The organism is Escherichia sp. MOD1-EC6819 (assembly GCF_002965765.1).
Classification (GTDB): Bacteria; Pseudomonadota; Gammaproteobacteria; order Enterobacterales; family Enterobacteriaceae; genus Escherichia; species Escherichia ruysiae.
In genome coordinates, this window is the sequence record NZ_PTRG01000016.1 from 17,758 (window position 1) to 36,018 (window position 18,261).

The 18,261-nt window shown below is 51.5% G+C and carries 18 protein-coding genes; 2 read left to right on the top strand and 16 right to left on the bottom strand.

The features are described from left to right. Window positions 1-2: 2 nt before the first annotated feature. From wcaI to wza, 13 genes are all read right to left on the bottom strand, one after another. Window positions 3-1,217: a colanic acid biosynthesis fucosyltransferase WcaI gene (gene wcaI, locus A7Z06_RS19475; protein ID WP_000699768.1), complete on the bottom strand. Its 1,215-nt coding sequence runs from the start codon at window positions 1,215-1,217 to the stop codon at window positions 3-5. After that, on the bottom strand, window positions 1,214-1,693 hold the full coding sequence (gene gmm, locus A7Z06_RS19480) for a GDP-mannose mannosyl hydrolase (protein WP_024165191.1): 480 nt from the start codon (window positions 1,691-1,693) through the stop codon (window positions 1,214-1,216). Before gmm ends, wcaI begins: the two co-directional genes overlap by 4 nt. A 2-nt stretch (window positions 1,694-1,695) precedes the next feature. After that, on the bottom strand, window positions 1,696-2,661 hold the full coding sequence (gene fcl, locus A7Z06_RS19485; RefSeq protein WP_000043604.1) for a GDP-L-fucose synthase: 966 nt from the start codon (window positions 2,659-2,661) through the stop codon (window positions 1,696-1,698). Between the two features lie 2 nt (window positions 2,662-2,663). Next, window positions 2,664-3,785 carry a GDP-mannose 4,6-dehydratase gene (gmd, locus tag A7Z06_RS19490; RefSeq protein ID WP_000048207.1) on the bottom strand — a complete coding sequence of 374 codons (1,122 nt, stop codon included), beginning with the start codon at window positions 3,783-3,785 and terminating at the stop codon, window positions 2,664-2,666. A gap of 26 nt (window positions 3,786-3,811) precedes the next feature. Next, a complete protein-coding gene (gene wcaF, locus A7Z06_RS19495) occupies window positions 3,812-4,360 on the bottom strand; it encodes a colanic acid biosynthesis acetyltransferase WcaF (RefSeq protein WP_001153565.1) in 549 nt (182 codons plus the stop codon). Window positions 4,361-4,375: 15 nt separating this feature from the next. Next, on the bottom strand, window positions 4,376-5,122 hold the full coding sequence (gene wcaE, locus A7Z06_RS19500; protein ID WP_000927036.1) for a colanic acid biosynthesis glycosyltransferase WcaE: 747 nt from the start codon (window positions 5,120-5,122) through the stop codon (window positions 4,376-4,378). Window positions 5,123-5,132: 10 nt separating this feature from the next. After that, the gene (gene wcaD / locus A7Z06_RS19505) at window positions 5,133-6,350 is read right to left on the bottom strand and encodes a colanic acid polymerase WcaD (protein WP_000107803.1); all 1,218 of its coding nucleotides are present in this window, start codon (window positions 6,348-6,350) and stop codon (window positions 5,133-5,135) included. Next, window positions 6,325-7,542 (bottom strand): colanic acid biosynthesis glycosyltransferase WcaC, encoded by a 1,218-nt coding sequence (wcaC, locus tag A7Z06_RS19510; RefSeq protein WP_001023868.1) that lies wholly within the window; start codon window positions 7,540-7,542, stop codon window positions 6,325-6,327. Before wcaC ends, wcaD begins: the two co-directional genes overlap by 26 nt. Continuing rightward, window positions 7,539-8,027, bottom strand: a complete 489-nt coding sequence (gene wcaB, locus A7Z06_RS19515) for a colanic acid biosynthesis acetyltransferase WcaB (protein WP_000888726.1) — start codon at window positions 8,025-8,027, stop codon at window positions 7,539-7,541. The genes wcaC and wcaB overlap by 4 nt, the downstream gene beginning before the upstream one ends. Before the next feature lie 2 nt (window positions 8,028-8,029). Beyond that, window positions 8,030-8,869, bottom strand: a complete 840-nt coding sequence (wcaA, locus tag A7Z06_RS19520; RefSeq protein ID WP_000662438.1) for a colanic acid biosynthesis glycosyltransferase WcaA — start codon at window positions 8,867-8,869, stop codon at window positions 8,030-8,032. 138 nt (window positions 8,870-9,007) lie between these two features. Then, the gene (gene wzc, locus A7Z06_RS19525; RefSeq protein ID WP_105279545.1) at window positions 9,008-11,170 is read right to left on the bottom strand and encodes a tyrosine-protein kinase Wzc; all 2,163 of its coding nucleotides are present in this window, start codon (window positions 11,168-11,170) and stop codon (window positions 9,008-9,010) included. Window positions 11,171-11,172: 2 nt separating this feature from the next. Further along, window positions 11,173-11,616, bottom strand: coding sequence for a low molecular weight protein-tyrosine-phosphatase Wzb (wzb, locus tag A7Z06_RS19530; RefSeq protein WP_000482919.1), 444 nt, complete (start codon window positions 11,614-11,616; stop codon window positions 11,173-11,175). Between the two features lie 5 nt (window positions 11,617-11,621). Beyond that, window positions 11,622-12,761, bottom strand: coding sequence for a polysaccharide export protein Wza (wza, locus tag A7Z06_RS19535; RefSeq protein WP_000978081.1), 1,140 nt, complete (start codon window positions 12,759-12,761; stop codon window positions 11,622-11,624). Window positions 12,762-13,061: 300 nt separating this feature from the next. Here wza and A7Z06_RS21835 point away from each other — a divergent pair, with 300 nt between their 5' ends. Together A7Z06_RS21835 and A7Z06_RS19540 are read left to right on the top strand one after the other, a co-directional pair. Further along, on the top strand, window positions 13,062-13,211 hold the full coding sequence (locus tag A7Z06_RS21835; RefSeq protein WP_157941591.1) for a hypothetical protein: 150 nt from the start codon (window positions 13,062-13,064) through the stop codon (window positions 13,209-13,211). A gap of 200 nt (window positions 13,212-13,411) precedes the next feature. Then, the gene (locus A7Z06_RS19540; RefSeq protein ID WP_000454703.1) at window positions 13,412-14,995 is read left to right on the top strand and encodes a TerC family protein; all 1,584 of its coding nucleotides are present in this window, start codon (window positions 13,412-13,414) and stop codon (window positions 14,993-14,995) included. A 67-nt stretch (window positions 14,996-15,062) separates the two neighbouring features. Here the strand turns inward: A7Z06_RS19540 and asmA are convergent, their stop codons facing one another. The 3 genes from asmA to udk all read right to left on the bottom strand — a co-directional run bounded on the left by asmA (window position 15,063) and on the right by udk (window position 18,252). Then, window positions 15,063-16,916, bottom strand: coding sequence for an outer membrane assembly protein AsmA (gene asmA / locus A7Z06_RS19545; protein ID WP_001252250.1), 1,854 nt, complete (start codon window positions 16,914-16,916; stop codon window positions 15,063-15,065). A 21-nt stretch (window positions 16,917-16,937) separates the two neighbouring features. Next, on the bottom strand, window positions 16,938-17,519 hold the full coding sequence (gene dcd / locus A7Z06_RS19550) for a dCTP deaminase (RefSeq protein ID WP_001234767.1): 582 nt from the start codon (window positions 17,517-17,519) through the stop codon (window positions 16,938-16,940). Window positions 17,520-17,610: 91 nt separating this feature from the next. Next, window positions 17,611-18,252 (bottom strand): uridine kinase, encoded by a 642-nt coding sequence (udk, locus tag A7Z06_RS19555; RefSeq protein WP_000132077.1) that lies wholly within the window; start codon window positions 18,250-18,252, stop codon window positions 17,611-17,613. Window positions 18,253-18,261: the final 9 nt, after the last annotated feature.

Below are 18,261 nucleotides of genomic sequence, written 5' to 3' on the forward strand. Positions count from 1 at the left end.
AATTATCCCCGAATATCATTTATAAATTGACGTAACACGTTCTCTTTATCGAGCGTGCGTTCGGCATATTCACGTGCCACCGTGTTGTGTTTGGGCAGCAGGAGCGCCTGACAAATCCCCGTCACCAGCGCCTCGACCGATTCCGGTTCTACGCAAACCGCAATTCCTGGGAAGGTTTCGCAAAGCTGCCCCAGTTCTGTATGGGCTTCTGCGGTAATCACCGCGTTACCGCCTACCGCCAGAATATTGGTCAGTTTCGACGGCAATACGGCATCTGCCGCGCCGCGTTTTTGCACTACCAGATGGCAATCGCCCATCTTCAGCAGTGCGGGTAAAGCGTCATACGATTGCAGCGGGAAAAACTGCAAATTGGTCAGTCCACGCTGCTGCGCCATTTTTTCCAGCCGCGCTTTGCCGCCGCCCTGCCCGACAATGGCAAAAATCAGCGGTTCATCGCGCAGGCGATCGGCAGCTTCAATAACGTTTTCCAGCCCCTGCTTTTCACCAATATTGCCGGAGTAAAGAATGATTTTTTTGTTATCCGGCAGGCCAAGCTGGTTACGAAGGGCGTCAACATCAGCCTCTGCGACATGCTGAAAACGGGCGATTTCCGACCAGTTGGGGAAGAAGATGACCTTTTCCGCCGCCACGCCTTTTTCGACAGCTTTATTCATCATTGAGCGCGAAATGGTGGAGACGTTATCGACGTTATGCAGTCCGCTACGTTCGAACGCCGTTGCCAGTTGTGCCACTTTGCCTTTTCCGGCAAGGCCCAGCCCCAGCATGGCGTCCACTTCGTAATCCTGAATATGCAGCACGGTACGCGCGCCAGAGAGTTTCGCCAGCAGGCGCATTCCCGGTGTGCAAAACAGCGTTGGCACCACGCCGATAATGCGATCCGGCTTCCAGCGACGTTGCGCCATCAGCGGAAAGAAACTGCTGACGGCAAAACTGCCGAGATGCAACAAGCGTTTCAGGGTGCTCGGCTGTTTTGGCACATACAGCGGGCAGCGCCACACCGTAGCCACGCCCTCTTCTCGTTTGTAACGCCAGGCAGAATAGTTCTCCCCCACCTGCCACTGCGGGTAGTAAGGCGGCGCGGTAATGACCCGCACCTCATGACCTTGCGCCGCCAGCCATTCGACCATCTCACCGGTATATTTGCCGATACCTGTTAACTCCGGCGAGTAGTTAATGCCGTAGACCAGTATTTTCATAATCCGGGTACTCCGGTACGCTTCACAGCGAGAAAATAGGCGCGGCTGTTAGCGTGAACTTCGTCACTGGCGAGCAACGCGTCCGGCGTCAACCAGCGGTAATCGTCATGCTGCTCATCCGGCAGTAACAGCTCTTCTTCCGCTACCCTGAAGCGAAAACCGAGCACCACATAGTGAGTGGTGAAATCCGTGCCAGAGAAGTTATCGTCATAAAAGTGCTGCCAGACGCCGTAAAACTGGCCTGCTGTTATCGGCAGACGCAGCCCCAGTTCCGCCATCGTCAGCCGCTCAAATGCGGCGTCCAGCGTTTCGTCTTTCTGCACGCGCCCTCCCGGCACAAACCAGTAACCCTGCGCCGGGCGGTTGGTTCTTTTGCCAAGCAGAAACTCGCCGCGACTGTTCTCGACAATAAAGTCGAGAGAGACAAGCGGAGTGGAGCGCACTACCGTGGCAAAGTCTTCCTGACGTAAAAACATCATTACCCCCGAAAGCGGTCTTGATTCTCAAGGAACCACTGGTAAGTGCTGGCAAGCCCCGCTTCCAGCGAGATTTCGTGATACCAGCCAAGCTGATGCAGGCGCGTCACATCCAGCAGTTTGCGCGGCGTACCGTCCGGTTTGCTGGCATCAAAAACCACCCGACCTTTGTAACCCACCACTTTGGCGATGGTTTGCGCCAGTTCGCGAATGGTGCAGTCAACGCCGGTGCCGACGTTAATGTGCGACAGCATCGGCTGGATGTTCTCCAGCCAGACTTCGTGCGCCAGCTCCATGACATGAATGCTTGCCGCCGCCATATCATCGACATGCAGAAATTCACGCATCGGTGTACCGCTGCCCCACACCACCACGTCCGGCGCATTCTGTGCCGTCGCCTCGTGGAAGCGGCGCAGCAATGCCGGGATCACGTGCGAGTTACTCGGATGGAAGTTGTCGTGCGGCCCGTACAGGTTAGTCGGCATAACCGAGCGGTAATCGCGTCCATACTGGCGGTTGTAAGATTCGCACAGTTTGATCCCGGCAATTTTGGCAATGGCATAAGGCTCGTTGGTCGGCTCCAGCGTACCCTGCAATAACTCGCTTTCTGCCATCGGCTGTTTTGCCAGTTTCGGGTAGATACAGGACGATCCGAGAAACAGCAGTTTGTTCACGTCGTTCTGATGCGCGGCGTGAATGATGTTGCTCTCAATCATCATGTTCTGGTAGATGAAATCCGCCGGATACGTGTTGTTGGCGACAATACCGCCCACTTTCGCCGCCGCCAGATAGACCTGGTCAATGCGCTCGCTGGCAAAGAAATCATGCACCGCACGGCTATCCAGAAGGTTCAGCTCGTCGCGGGTGCGTAATACCAGTTCCACATCACCGCGCTGTTCGAGCTGCCGCCTGATGGCGGAACCGACCATCCCGCGATGGCCAGCGATAAAAATGCGTTGTTTACTCATGCTTATGACTCCAGCGCAATCGCCACGTCGTAGCCGTGAGATTTCAGCAGAGAGTGTTTTTTCGCCGCTTCGAGGTCATTAGCCACCATTTCAGACACCATCTCTCTGAGGGTGATTTCTGGTTTCCAGCCCAGCTTTTCGTGCGCTTTGGTCGGGTCGCCGAGCAGCGTTTCAACTTCAGCCGGACGGAAGTAGCGTGGGTCAACGGCGATAATCACATCGCCCGGTTTAACGCCCGGCGCGTCATGCCCGGTGACGGAAACCACAATGCCCTTCTCTTCAACGCCCGTGCCTTCAAAGCGCAGTTTGATACCCAACTGTGCCGCCGCCATTTCCACGAACTGACGCACGGAGTACTGAACGCCGGTAGCAATTACGAAATCTTCTGGCTGTTCTTGTTGCAGCATCATCCACTGCATTTTTACGTAGTCTTTGGCATGGCCCCAGTCACGCAGGGAATCCATATTGCCGAGGTACAGGCACGACTCCAGCCCCTGGGCGATGTTGGCGATTGCGCGGGTGATTTTGCGGGTGACGAAGGTTTCGCCACGGCGCGGAGATTCATGGTTAAACAGAATGCCGTTGCAGGCGTACATGCCGTAGGATTCGCGGTAGTTAACGGTGATCCAGTAGGCGTACAATTTGGCGACGGCATACGGAGAGCGCGGGTAGAACGGCGTGGTCTCTTTCTGCGGGATTTCCTGCACCAGACCGTAAAGTTCAGAAGTGGAAGCCTGATAAAAACGGGTTTTCTTTTCCAGACCGAGGAAGCGAATCGCCTCCAGCAGACGCAGCGTGCCCATCGCATCAACGTCTGCGGTATATTCCGGTGACTCAAAAGAAACCGCAACGTGGCTCATTGCGCCCAGGTTGTATACTTCGTCCGGCTGCACTTCACGCAAAATACGCGTCAGGTTGGAAGTATCACTCAGGTCGCCATAATGCAGATGGAATTTCGGGTTGCAGGTGTGCGGATCCTGATAAATGTGATCCACGCGCTCGGTGTTGAATGACGATGCACGACGCTTAATGCCATGCACCTCGTAACCTTTCTCCAGCAGCAATTCTGCCAGGTAAGAACCATCCTGTCCGGTTACACCGGTGATGAGAGCGACTTTTGACATGTCTTATTCCTCTGTATTTTTTGAATTTATTCAGTTTCAACGCGTTCGCGTATCACCACTGCGGGGTTCCCCCGGCAAATGGCATTTGCCGGAAGCGATTTAAAAACACTGCTTCGCGCACCCACGACGGTGCCATCGCCGATCGTGACGCCAGGGGCAACAAAGACATCGGTTGCCAGCCAGCATTTCTCACCAATCACAATGGGCGTGGCGTTAATGGTGAAATGACTACTTGCATGGTCGTGGCTACCGGTGCATAAATAACTTTTTTGCGATATCACCGAATTTGCGCCAATGGTTATTTCACCGAGGGTATATAAATTGACCTCATCGCCGACCCACGCGTAATCACCTAAGGTTAATTTCCACGGATAGGTAATTTTTACTGACGGACGAATAACTACGTTTTTTCCTATTTTTGCGCCGAATAAACGTAATAAAAATGCCCGCCAGCGATACAATACTTGTGGCGACCAGGCAAATATTGTTGCCTGTACTGCCCACCACAATTGCACTTTAATAGCGTTGCCGCCCCGGAACCCTTTCGGCACCGAGAAACCACTTAAATCTTGCATCGTTTTCCCTTATATTCAGCTTTTGTTATATAAGGCTTTCGTCTTTGAGGTAGTACGTTGGCGTAAATGCCAGGATAATTCTGCCCAGAAGCCAGGTACATGTAATATTTGCCGTTGGACTTTTTTCGCGTCTGCACACAATTCCATATTATTAGTGGTAGATACCCCACCCATAGAAAATTCAGACACCAGACCATTGAGTTTTTTAAATGCATAACCGGCTTTATACATTTTGGCTGCCAGGGCGTAATCGGAAGAAACTTTATATTCCAGGTCATAACGCCATTTTTTCAAACCGGATACCGGGAAAAATATCGCCTGATGACTGGCGGGCAGGCTGTGATAAATATACCAGCCCGGTTTGGCGCTACGTTTAATTTTATGCCCGTCGCCAAAATCCAGCAGCGCATCGCCGGTGATCATCACGTTATCTTTTTGCATTTTTAACTTACGGACAAAAATTGCGGCATCCTGATGAAAAATATCGCCCGAGTTGAGAAACAACGCGAACTTGCCTTGTGCCATCGCAATGCCCTTGTTCATGGCGTCGTAGATACCGTTATCTGGCTCGCTGACAAAGCGTAGGTTATAGATACCATTGAGGTTTTCCAGATACTCACGGGTGCCGTCGTTGGAACCGCCATCGACAACAATCCATTCGAAGCTGATATCGTCAGCCTGCGCCAGATGCGCCAGCGAGGCATGTGTTTTGACTATCCCTTCGAGGTTACGAAACGCGACAGTGATTATGCTAAGCAACATGTTCTTATTCTTACCTCGTAATATTTAACGCTTTTCGCAAAATAAACGGACAGACGATTAAAAAAGCATATTCCGGGCTAAATATCGAACCGGTAAAAAACAGCGATACCGGCGTAAAAAGATAAAGCTGCACGCGAAAATTACGATTATCGCCAAAAGCGTTGAGCATCATTTTTATCACTTTCCCCATGTACCACAGAGATAAAAACACCGCGAACCAGGAAAAATAAATAATCAGCAGATACAAACCATTGTCTATGGTTTTTCCGACATCCGCACCGTTAAATATTCCGAATGATGCGACATATTCATAAAGTGAGCCAAATCTGACTACACCGTCAATATGGGTCAAAGAATAACCGACCATCACCAGCGGACCGACAATACGATAATACGATGACGACCCTTCTGTGCCTAAATCTCCCAGACGGGTGGAAATATAAGGAAACGCGATTACCACACCAATCAGGAATACAGCCAGAGAAATCAATGCTAACGGTAACTTTTTCTTAATCGCTTCTTTATTCAGATACTGAAATGCCCACTCCAGCAAATAAAACAGGATAAAGGTCATAACACCTGAAAACGATCCGGATAATATTATTCCTGCGAGAATCATAGCATCAGTTTTAGGCGTTTTGATACCAAACTGTTTGATACTGAGCCAAATTGAGATTAACGCCAGAGCGAAAAATGCTGGTTCGAAATAAAGTGCCGTAGTTCGCTTACCGCCGAATTTAATGAAATTCAGTACATAGCTGTTGCTGTAAATCAGATATTTCGAAATCGACTCCATAATACTGCTGCCGCCGGTGAGAATAATTTGCGCCATCTCCACCGCCGCCAGCGCCACCACCAGCCCAACCACCAGATAAAAGAAACGTAATATCTTGCGATGGTTGTGTGGCGAAATCGTTTTAAAGCGAATGCTCCACACCATGCCAATAATGATCACAATATAGACAAATAGCATGGTTGAAGTGACGTATTTACTGGCATCCAAAGACTGACCAAACAAATAGTTAAACGCCGTGAGCCCCGCGCCAATCCCTAACGCTATCATCAATTTTTTAACGCTGATGCGCTCTAAAAACAGCAGTAATAAGACAGGCAAAAAAGTGACGATGGTGATGGGGAAACTTTCGCCAAGCTGGGCGATTTTAACGTTAACCAGCAGGTAGATCAGCGGCAGCAGCAGGTAGCTACAGATTCTGATAGAAGTTGACATACTCCTCCAGCATCTGTTGTCCACTGTAGGCGGCGCGGCTGCGCTGGCTGAACTCAGCCAGGGTGGTACCAAATATCGCCTGTGCGATTTCCGGTTTGCTTAACTGCACCAGTTGCAGCACATCTTCTTCGCTGACGGTTTTACCACCGGATTTTTGCAGCACTTCCCGCGCCGCATCGCTATGGGTGGCGATCACCGGCACGCCAATCGATAGCGCCTCACACAAAATCAGCGGGTAGTTATCGACACGAGAACTGAACACCAGCGCATCCATTTGATTGAGCGCGCTCATCAGCTTACGTTTGTCGGTTTCAAAGCCGTGATTGACCACATTACCAGCGGTGAACGGCGAGAACTTACCGAAGGTATGCAGTTCGATTTTGTCGCCCAGCGCCATCATCTCACGCACCAGTTGCTGGTTAGTTTTGCCGTCGTAACGCAGGTCATGCGCCACCACCGCGATTTTCGGCTTGCCCTGGGTTTCGCGCACCGGAGGCAAATCCGCCAGAATCGCTTCGGTTGCCATATCAATACCGTTATTGATAATCCGGCAACGCCCTGGACCGTACAGGCTATTGAAAGCGTCAGCCACATGCTGGCTGGGGGAAATAAACTGACAGCCCAGCGCCAGCATCTCGCGGAACAACTGGCGTTTACCCGCCACCAGCTGGTGTGCGCGATCAATCTTCACCGGTGGATAGTTATTTAAGGTCGGGCATTTCTGGCAGCCCGTTTTCCAGCCTTCGCAACCGTCGGTAAAGGCGCAGCGCCCGGTAACGCTCCAGTGATCATGCAGCGTCCAGACCAGAGTGATGTCTGGTTTGTGGTTTTTCACTTTTTCGCAAAAGCGCACCACGCTGTTAAGATTCAACCAGTAGCTGTGCAACACATGAAAATGCAGGACTACCGGCCCCGAAGTGCGGGTTATGGAACGATACAACTCATTGAAATTGCCAAACAGATCGCGATTAAACAGACGAAACAGCGCGATGTTCGCCATCGCGGTCATCCGAGGCGTATGTTTGATGACCTGCGGATAGTTCTGATGGCTGACGCTCTCTTTGCCGCCTTTGCCGTAGCCGTAGACAAAATGTGACGCCAGCCCCTGTTGCAGCGCACGCTGGTGGAGATCTAACGCCACACCTGCCGCCCCGCCTTCCGCCAGTCGCACATTAAATTGCAGAATATTCATTTAATTACCTTCACTCGCGCTTTTTCTCCCACCACCAGCGCGTTGTCCGGGACAGAGTCGAGTACCACGCTGCCCGCGCCCACGGTGACGTTGTTACCAAGCGTGATATCACCCAGAATAATGACGTTGGCACCAAGTTCGACGCCATTGCCAATGTGTGGACATGCCATGTTATCGGCGCCACGATTGCCGATAGTGACGCCGTGGCGAATGGTGAAATCATCCCCCGCGACCACGTTTTTATTGATCACTACGGCGTAACCGTGATGGATAGTAAAACGGCGGCCAATGGTCGCGGCGGCCTGGATTTCATAACCGAAAAAGCATTCAGTGATAATGCGATACAGCACCAGCAGCGGAGCCGCCCACAGATTATTGAGGGCGTTCTTTTTGCGCCACACCGAGCAAAAATGGGCGACACGATAGGCGAGAACCATGCAGCACGGGCGTAAACTCCAGCTGTTGGCGCGCAGATCTTCCAGCATCCTTAACGCCCCCGTATTCCATCAGCCAGACGTTTGCCGTTACGCACCGACAGTAGCGTCAACAAAGTCCGCCAGGTCATGCGTTTATTGCGGATCTGGTAGAGGGTAAACAGCTGATATTTTTTGCTGGCGCGGTCAAATTTGTCTTTGTGCTTGCGGTAAAAGTGGAAGTATCCGGAGAATTTTTTCGGTGACGAGGTGATCTGCATTTCACCGTGATTGATATGCAGGATCTGCGTCGCTTCTTCCACTTTCCACGGTTCGCCATACTCCACCACCATCCGCAGGAAGATGTCGTAATCCTGTGCCGCTTTCAGTTCGGTATCGAACAAACACTCTTTGAAACGCCACGCCCAGGTAAAGACCTGATTGCCAATGATATTGCGTTTATAGAACAGGCGGCGTGAATACGGCGATTTGGGATACAGTGGCAAACTTGCCGGTTGGGAATAGACTTCGCCCTGGCAAACGTAATCGTTAGCGTACAAAAAGGCGTGAGTGACCAGTTGCTGTTTATGGGCGAGGAAGACGCTCAGGCGGTTGGGCGTCCATTCATCATCGTCATCGATCCCGGTAATGTATTCCCCTTGCGCCAGCATAATAGCCTGGTTACGTACCGCGCACGCCCCGCTGTTAATGTCGTTGTGAATGTAGGTAATACGCGGATCGTTGAGGGCGGTGACGTACTGTTGCAGTTGTTCCCAGGAGGTGGAGCAATCATCCACGATGATCATCTCCCAGTTACTGTAGTCCTGGCGCAGGACCGATTTTATCGCCCGAATCGCCAGTTGTTGGCGGTTCCAGGTCGGCATATAGATTGAGATCAGCGGATTTTCTTTCATAGGTTGTTCTCCCGACTTATGAGCTGGTTTGCTTGCCGGATGCGGCGTGAACGCCTTATCCGGCCTACGGGGCGATGCGAATGCAGTGAACGTAGGTCGGATAAGATGCGTCAGCATCGCATCCGACAGCGGATCTCGTTATTTCACATCCGACTTATATTCGTATTCGTAATAGCCATAATCCTGATACGCGCTGGCGCGGCGGAAGATGGAGTTCAGAATCACCCCTTTCACCGGAATACCGTTTTGCTCAAAGCGGCTCAGGCTGGTTTCCACTTCTTTTAAGGTGTTGACTGCATAACGCGCTACCATCAACGTGGTTCCGGCGTGACGACCAACAATCGCTGCATCGGTTACCGCCAGAATCGGCGGCGTATCAATCAACACCAGGTCGTAGTTTTTACTCGCCCAGTTCACCAGTTCGGCAAAGCGTTCGCTCATCAATAGTTCAGAAGGATTTGGTGGCACCTGACCGCGCGGGATCAGGTCAAATTTGGGAATCGAAGTGGGTTTAGCAGCGGTAGTAATATCGCCCTGACCAATCAGAATTTCCGACAGGCCATTGACGTTATTGGTGCCCAACAGCTCGTGGGTGTAGCCTTTGCGCATATCGCAGTCGATCAACAACACCCGTTTATTGGTCTGGCTGATCACCGCCGCCAGGTTGGCGCAGACAAAGGTTTTACCGATTGACGGGCTAACCCCGGTCATCATCAACACATTGTTCTGCGCCTGCATCATCGCGAAGTGCAGACTGGTACGCAGACTGCGGATGGCTTCAATCGCCAGATCGGTTGGATTCCCCACCGCCAATAGCTGGCTCTGTTTATAGCGTTTAACCCCTTTGATGGTTTTGACGCTATCGCGCGCTTTCTGCCATTCCGACAGCGGGATGCTGGCATAGACGCTAATACCGTGTTCTTCCAGCACTTGTGGACTTTCGATGCCGCGATTAAACAGCGAGCGCAACAGCACACCAACAATGGAGAGCATCAGGCCAAGAATAATCGCACCGAGAATAATCAGCCCTTTCTTCGGTTTCAGCACGCCAGGCTGGGTGATTGCCGGGTCAACAATGCGCACATCGCCAACGGTGCTGGCTTCGGTGATTTTCAGCTCCTGCTCTTTATTCAGCAGTTGCATATAGACCTGCTGACCAGACTCGACATCGCGGGTCAGACGCACAATCTCCTGCTGGGTTTTCGGCATCGCCGTTACGCGACCATTAAGTTTGGCTTTTTCGTCTTCCAGCGCCTGACGTTTCTCCAGCAGCGTGCGATACGCCGGGTGAACTTTGGTGAACAGCTTAGAAATTTCCGCCTCTTTAAAGGTTAGTTCGTTCAACTGCGCGTCGATGTTCACCATCGAATCGAGCACCGCTTTCGCTTCCAGCGGCAGATCCACAGAATCTTTATCCTGACGGAAGGCATTCAGTTTGTTTTCGGCGACATCAAGGCGGCTGCGCACTTCCGGCAATTGTTGCGCGAGGAAAGCGAGGCTTTTCGACGCTTCCGCCGATTTGCGCTCAATATTTTGTTCCTGATAGTTACGGGCGATGCTGTTAAGAATGTCGCGGATCTGTTCGCGATCTTCACCGGTATAAGTCAGGCTCAGTACGCCAGCGTCTTTGCCGTTCTCCGTTACCGTCAGACTGTTTTGCAGTTGATTGATCATCCCCAGCGTGGAGTATTTGGTGACGGTAAACTCACTGCCCGGGCTGGCGTGAATGGCTTCAACCATCAGCGTGACGCCTTCTTTTTTCAGCATCTGGCCCGCTTGCCCACGGGCGCTAAAGCCGCCATCACTGCTCAAAGTGTAGTTTTTGTTGTCCAGCACATTAAGCGTAAACACCTGATCCGCCATCTCTTTCGGGCGGTTAAAGGTGGTCACTTTCACCGTCTCGTTCTGGCGTCCCATCAGGCGCTCCCAGCCCGCGCCGAAAATCGGGAAGGTGTTTTTGCTCACCGCGATATCGAGGTCAAGATCGTCTACCGTTTTACCGAGTACCAGACGCGAACGAATCAACTGGATCTCAGCGTCCGAGGCTGGCGGTTTGTTGGCTAACGCCGAACCAATGTCCTGCACCAGCGAATTGCCGCCGCTTTGTTCGATTTGTACCAGCGCGTCGGCGCTATAAATCGGCGTGGCGAAGAAGGTGTAAATCACAGCACAGAGGGCGAACACGGCGGTGATGCCAATCACCCACCAGCGCGCTTCAATGACGGTGCCGACCAGGCGACCGATATCGATTTCATCACTGCCCGTTACCGGAGCGGCATGTTGTTTTACTTTTTCTGTCATTCTTATACCTGCTCTGCGTTCAATGCCTGCGCCCACTGGCGGGCAGACCGTTCAAGTAATGTGTACACCGCTGCAAACGTTTCCCGACTTTTGCGATACGGATCGGGGATTTCACATTCGTTATCCCAGTGACCAAACAGCATCACTTTGCCGCGCATCTCCGGCGCCATCTCGCATAAGCGTTCGATATGACGCTTTTCCATGGTCAAAATCAGGTCGTAGTTGCGACACAGGCGGCGGCTGATTTGCCGTGCACAGTGACCTTCCAGAGACAGTTGATGCTCGGCGGCGACGCTGATGGCGGTAGGATCAGCGCCCTTACCGACCAGCGCGCCGAGTCCAGCGGACTCCACATTCAGCTCCGGGTGATAACGTTGCAGTAAGCGTTCCGCCGTCGGGGAACGGCAAATATTGCCGACACAGACAACTAAGATGTTGTTAAACATGACGATTACCAGTTATGAATGTCGCTGGCTGTATCCGTCATGTAACGGACACCGCTAATAGTTGGCAGCAACTGATTGATCAGACGGTTCCAGCGGGAAACCGGGGCTGTGGTGACATACACCACGTCATAAGGTTGCAGGCGGAATTCCGTCGCCATCACCAGCGACGTGGCATCGGACATATCCAGCTGGTAGATATTGGCAATCTTGCCGTTACGCCCGCCCTCGCCTTTCAGCGGACGAATGACAAAGATGCCGCTGGCGTTGGAGGTGGTCATGTCGATACCTTCGGCATTGCCTAACGCTTCAGTCAGGGTCATGCCGCTAAAGTCCATTTTCAGGGTGCTCTGTTTCTTCACTTCACCCATCACAAACACTTTCAGATCATCATTACGCGGCACGTAGAGAATATCGCCGGGGTAAAGCAGTCGGTTCTGATTGAGGTCGCCGTTTTGCATCAGCGCCTGCAAAGAAATGCGTTCTTCACGACCATTGTGTGTCAGCACCACATTGCGCCAGTCGGCTGTGTCGGTCAGGCCACCTGCGGCATTAATGGCGTCGAGAATGGTCAGTGGTACGTTGGTGATGGCCTGTTGACCGGATTTATTCACCTGACCTGAGATATAGGCTTTTTGTGATCGGAAGGCGGCGATATTAACGTCCACCTGCGGGTCAGCGATGTACGTCGCTAAGCGGCTGGTAATATCACTACGGATTTCAGCGAGCGTTTTCCCCACCACGTGAACCTTGCCGATATACGGGTAGAACATGGTGCCGTCAGGCTGTACCCAGTTGCCAGTGTCGCTGGAGCTGCGGTACTGACCGGCTGGCGTAGTGAGTTCCGGGTGATCCCAGACGGTGACATTAAGAACGTCGCCCGGCCCGACGCGATACTGGTAATTAGCAATCTCGCTTTCCAGCGTCATATTGGGGCGCGCCACGTTCGGGCGTGGGCGTAATTGATCAATCAGGCGCGGGGTTAGCGGATAAACATTCACCATTTTGTCGAGGTCGAAATCAGCGTCCTGCTGTTTGATGACGTCTTTACCCAGCGTAGACATATTACTGCCCGGAAGTACTGTGCAACCGCTTATCAAGGTTACTGACACCAATAATGGCATCAATTTCATTTTGGATTTCATCATTGTTTATTTATCACTTTGGCAGAGTAATTATCCTGTGCATTATTTATCGACATACACATTTACCTTGCAGCTAATTGAATAAGAATTTAACTGGCATCAGTCCTAAAAAAATTGATTTCATCCGCAGGCTATTGACAGAATAATTCAGACTGGTCTTTCAGGCATCCAGACACGCTACCGCCCCTGGCTTTTTAGCTACCAATACACTGATTTAGTTTGGTTTTTAAAACCCTCTCAGCATACAGTCGTTTATGAGAAAGGGTTATTCAAGAAATTGACTTCCGAATATAAGGTAGCATTATGGCAATTGAATATTGGCTCTCCAATAATGCAGGAGGAAGTGTTACAGCTAACGGAATAGCAGGCAAGGTAACAATTCGACAATGGGCTATTTTTAAGAATTATAGTAAGTGTAATTTGTGGTATTTTTTAGGAGTTTCTTTAGGTTGACAATATTTAATATAGCATCTCTATATGCGATATTTCTTAAATAATATTTTATTATTACCCCTTTTAATTCAGGGATAATGCAATGCTATAGTTCTCAAATAAAGTCAGATAAATAGTGCTGCAACATTGCATTTTTGCCCTGAATTATCCATGATCGAATTGTGACATTTGTCATACAACGAATAGGTTTTGTACTTACTATGGAATGGATTGCCGATCCGTCTATCTGGGCCGGGTTAATCACGCTGATTGTGCTCGAACTGGTCCTCGGCATTGATAACCTGGTCTTTATTGCCATCCTCGCCGAAAAACTACCGCCGAAGCAGCGCGACCGCGCACGGGTTACCGGGCTGCTGCTGGCAATGTTAATGCGCCTGTTACTGCTGGCGTCAATCTCCTGGCTGGTCACCCTGACTCAACCACTGTTCAGCTTCCGCTCATTTACCTTTAGCGCCCGCGACTTAATCATGCTGTTTGGTGGTTTCTTCCTGCTGTTCAAAGCCACGATGGAGCTGAACGAGCGACTGGAAGGGAAAGACAGCAATAACCCCACGCAACGCAAAGGTGCGAAGTTCTGGGGTGTGGTGACGCAAATTGTGGTGCTGGACGCCATCTTCTCACTCGACTCGGTGATTACCGCAGTCGGGATGGTCGACCATTTGCTGGTCATGATGGCTGCCGTCGTTATCGCTATCAGCCTGATGCTGATGGCAAGTAAACCGTTAACGCAATTTGTTAACAGTCACCCGACGATCGTTATTCTCTGCTTAAGTTTCCTGTTGATGATTGGCTTTAGCCTGGTGGCGGAAGGTTTCGGCTTCGTCATTCCGAAAGGCTATCTGTACGCTGCGATTGGTTTCTCGGTGATGATCGAGGCACTCAATCAGTTAGCCATCTTTAACCGGCGACGTTTTCTTTCCGCTAACCAGACCCTGCGCCAGCGCACCACCGAAGCGGTAATGCGCCTGTTAAGCGGGCAAAAAGAAGATGCGGAACTGGACGCCGAAACCGCATCAATGCTGGTGGATCATGATAATCAGCAAATCTTTAATCCGCAGGAGCGGCGGATGATCGAGCGGGTGCTTAATCTTAACCAGCGTACCGTCAGCAGCATCATGACCTCGCGCCACGATATCGAGCATATCGATCTCAACGCGCCGGAAGACGAGATCCGCCAGTTGCTGGAGCGAAATCAACATACGCGTCTGGTCGTTACCGATGGCGATGACGCGGAAGATTTGCTTGGTGTTGTTCACGTTATCGATCTGCTACAACAGTCGCTGCGCGGCGAACCGCTCAATCTGCGGGTGTTGATTCGCCAGCCGCTGGTTTTCCCGGAAACCTTGCCGCTGTTACCTGCCCTGGAGCAGTTCCGCAACGCCCGCACGCACTTTGCTTTTGTGGTGGATGAGTTTGGCTCGGTGGAAGGGATTGTGACATTAAGTGACGTCACCGAAACCATTGCTGGTAACTTACCGAACGAAGTGGAAGAGATCGACGCCCGCCATGATATTCAGAAAAACGCCGACGGTTCCTGGACGGCGAATGGTCATATGCCACTGGAAGATCTGGTGCAATATGTACCGCTGCCGCTGGATGAAAAACGTGAATATCACACCATCGCCGGGCTGCTGATGGAATATTTACAGCGTATTCCAAAACCTGGCGAAGAAGTTCAGGTGGGGAATTATTTGCTCAAAACGTTACAGGTGGAAAGCCATCGCGTGCAGAAGGTGCAGATTATTCCGCTGCATAAGGATGGCGAGTTGGAGTACGAGGTGTGATGGTATGTAGGCCTGATAAGACGCGTAAAGCGTCGCATCAGGCCTACAGCATATGTCATCTGGAAACTTACATCTTCTCCAGCAACTTCTTCACATCTTTGCCATTGCGGGAATCTTTATTGCGCTCAGCCCAGTCGTGCAGGCGACGTTTGGCTTCATCCTGTAAGTGTTTGCGCAGTAACTGATCCACTTGCAGGCTGTAATTGAGTTGCTGCCAGTTGCCGTAAACCCGCAGCGGTACTGGCGTTTCTTTGAGGAAATCAATCAGTTTGCTTTCTCCGTTCCAGCCGCCAATGACGCGAATGTCAAACTGGGTATCGCAGGTCTGCTCTGCCAGATTCAACGTGCCTTCCCCTGTCAGTGCCAACACCGGCGATTGACCTTGCATGTCGTTTAACGTCACGAGGCCATTATGTAGCGTGAGATCGGTCGTAAAGCGGTCGAGACGAGTCACATTATCGAAGTTTTCAGCGGCCTTCACATCACCGCCGTTACGTTCTACCGCTTGCTGAATCATCTGCTGGAAGTTCATCCCTTCCATGCGCGTGTCGGTCATTTCAACATGCGCTTGCCCTTGCCAGTTGTGGCGGAATGCGTCGGCATCAATATCAGCGCCAGAGAAGTCGCCAGCCAGAGACATTTTTCCGGTTAACGAAATCGGATAGTTAAATGCCTTCAGAATGGTGCCAATCTCAACGTTCTCCAGCCGTGGCTGGAAGCTTATACGTGGATTTGTTGATGTCGCGTCCAGCGTCCCCGGCAGCGATACCTGTCCACCGTTGAGTTTGCCTTGCAGTTGGGTGATTTCCAGCAAACCCGACTTATTGGTCATTTGCGTAGCAACATCAGTAAAATTCATCCCGCGCCAACGCACGTTACTGGCCTGCAACAAAATATCAGCCGCAAAACCTTTCAACCCTTGATAGGCCGGCTCATCAATACGCGAGGAAATGACCGGACGCGGCAGCATTGGCTGGTTCTGCCCCTGTTGCGTGGTTCCGTTTTCACTGTTAACGGCTTCATTAAGCGGTATGAGATTATCAAGATTCAGTTGCGAAAACTGCAATCTTAACAACCATTCGGGCTTTTCAGTCAGCGTGACCTGCGCTTGTCCACTAAGCGCGCTGTCATTCGCGGTCAAATTGATTTGATTAAATGAAAGGCGTTTATGTGGCTCTTGCCACTGAGCCTGGAAGCTCCCCTGCCCCTGAATACCTTGCTGTGGCAGATCTGCGCCTTGCAGCTGCCAGCTAATTTGCTCAATGGCTGCGGTTAAATCATGCGGATAATCAGAAGCATCCACCGTGCCCTTGAGAGATAACGTGAGATCGCGCTGATCGCGGTTAACCCGCCCGGAGAACTCAAACGAACCGCGATGCTGTGGATCTTGTTCCATTTGCAGACGGATGTTGCGAATCGTCACCTGCTCGTCATCTTCATGCTGGAACACCAGCAGACTGTCCGCCACTTTCAGACTGGAGATATCAAACGACCAGCCGCGATTTTCTGACAGTTCCGGCAACGTATTGTCGCGCGGCGCAACAGGGGCATCGTCACGACGAACCGCTTCCGACTGTGGCGTAAGTTGAATTACCGCGCCTTTCAGCATCACCTGCTTAACGCTCAGTTGATGACTCAATAACGGCAATAACGCCACATCAAGGCGCATATTATCGGCGCGCACCAGTGGCTGGCTCGCGCCCTGGGCGGTGAGGGACATTCGCCCGGAGAGGATACTAAGCTGCGGCCAGACGTGCCAACGCAGCGGCCCATCCAACTGCAATTGATAACCACTACGTGCAGCGACCTGCTTGACCATATAGTCGCGGAAATCATTCGGATTCACCAGCAACACTAACGCAGATAATCCGGCCACCAGCACGACCAGGATTATCATCAGGGTCGTCAGAAATCGTCTCATGGTATCCTCAATGAGCCTGAATTAGTCTTTATCGATTCGGCTGGCAACCGCGCCCTGCTGGTTGCGATATTTCGCATCTTCACGACGGTTGTATGGTCGCGCCGCCGGGCCGGAAAGCGGCTCAAAACTTAACGCGCCAATTAACATGCCCGGACGCAGCGCCAGCGGCAATTTACCGGAGTTGTAAAACTCAAGCACGATGCAGCCAGACCAGCCTGGATCGATACGGTGAGCGGTAACGTGAACCATCAACCCCAGACGCGCCAGTGAGGAGCGCCCATCCAGCCAGCCCACAAGATCGGCAGGCAGCGTGACCGACTCCAGCGTCACCGCCAGCGCCAGTTCTCCCGGATGGAGATAAAACGCCTCGCCCTCGTCGAGCACGATTTCATCGCTCATCACCCGATCGAGCGCGGCGCTCACTTCATCTTTGGGACCGCTCAGATCGATAAACGCTGCCGTGTGACCACGGAAGGTACGAAACTTATTGCCCAGGCGCACATCTACCGTCGCGCCATTAATACGCTCCACCGGCGGACGTGGGTTGATCGACAAACGGCCTTCATCAAGCCAGGCTTCAATATCTCGGTCACACAGACGCATGGCATTTTCTCCTTTCGCGCATCACTCCCTTAACGCCAATTACGTCAAGGGCATACCAGGTTATCACTGAACGGTACACAATTTATCAAGCTTATTCAAAGAACTGACTTATTTTCGCTTTCAATATATCGATCGCAATGCGGTTTTTACCGCCGCGCGGCACGATAATGTCCGCATATTGTTTGGAAGGTTCAATGAATTGCAGGAACATCGGACGCACCGTTTTTTGATATTGTGCCATTACAGAATCCATCGAACGCCCACGCTCGTTAACGTCGCGCTTGATGCGGCGCATCAGGCAGATGTCCAGTGGGGTATCAACGAAAATTGAGAAGTTAAGTTCGTCACGCAAACGCGCATCCGTCAGCAGCAAGATGCCTTCGAGAATAATGACTTTCTTCGGCTCAACCTTCACCGTTTCTTTCATACGCGTATGTTCAACGTAGCTGTAAACCGGCAGGTCGATAGCCGAGCCGCGTTTCAACGCTTGTAAATGTTCAAGCAACAGACTGTGATCCATCGCGCTCGGATGGTCATAGTTGGTCTTAACGCGTTCTTCCATCGACAGATGGCTTTGATCTTTGTAGTAACAATCTTCCGGAATAACGCCGATGTGTTCATCACCCACTTGTTCACGTAATTCACGATAAAGGGTACTGGCAATGAGACTCTTGCCGGAAGCCGATGCGCCAGCAATACCGATAATGACGCACTGATGAGACTGATCAGTCATAAATTTAGC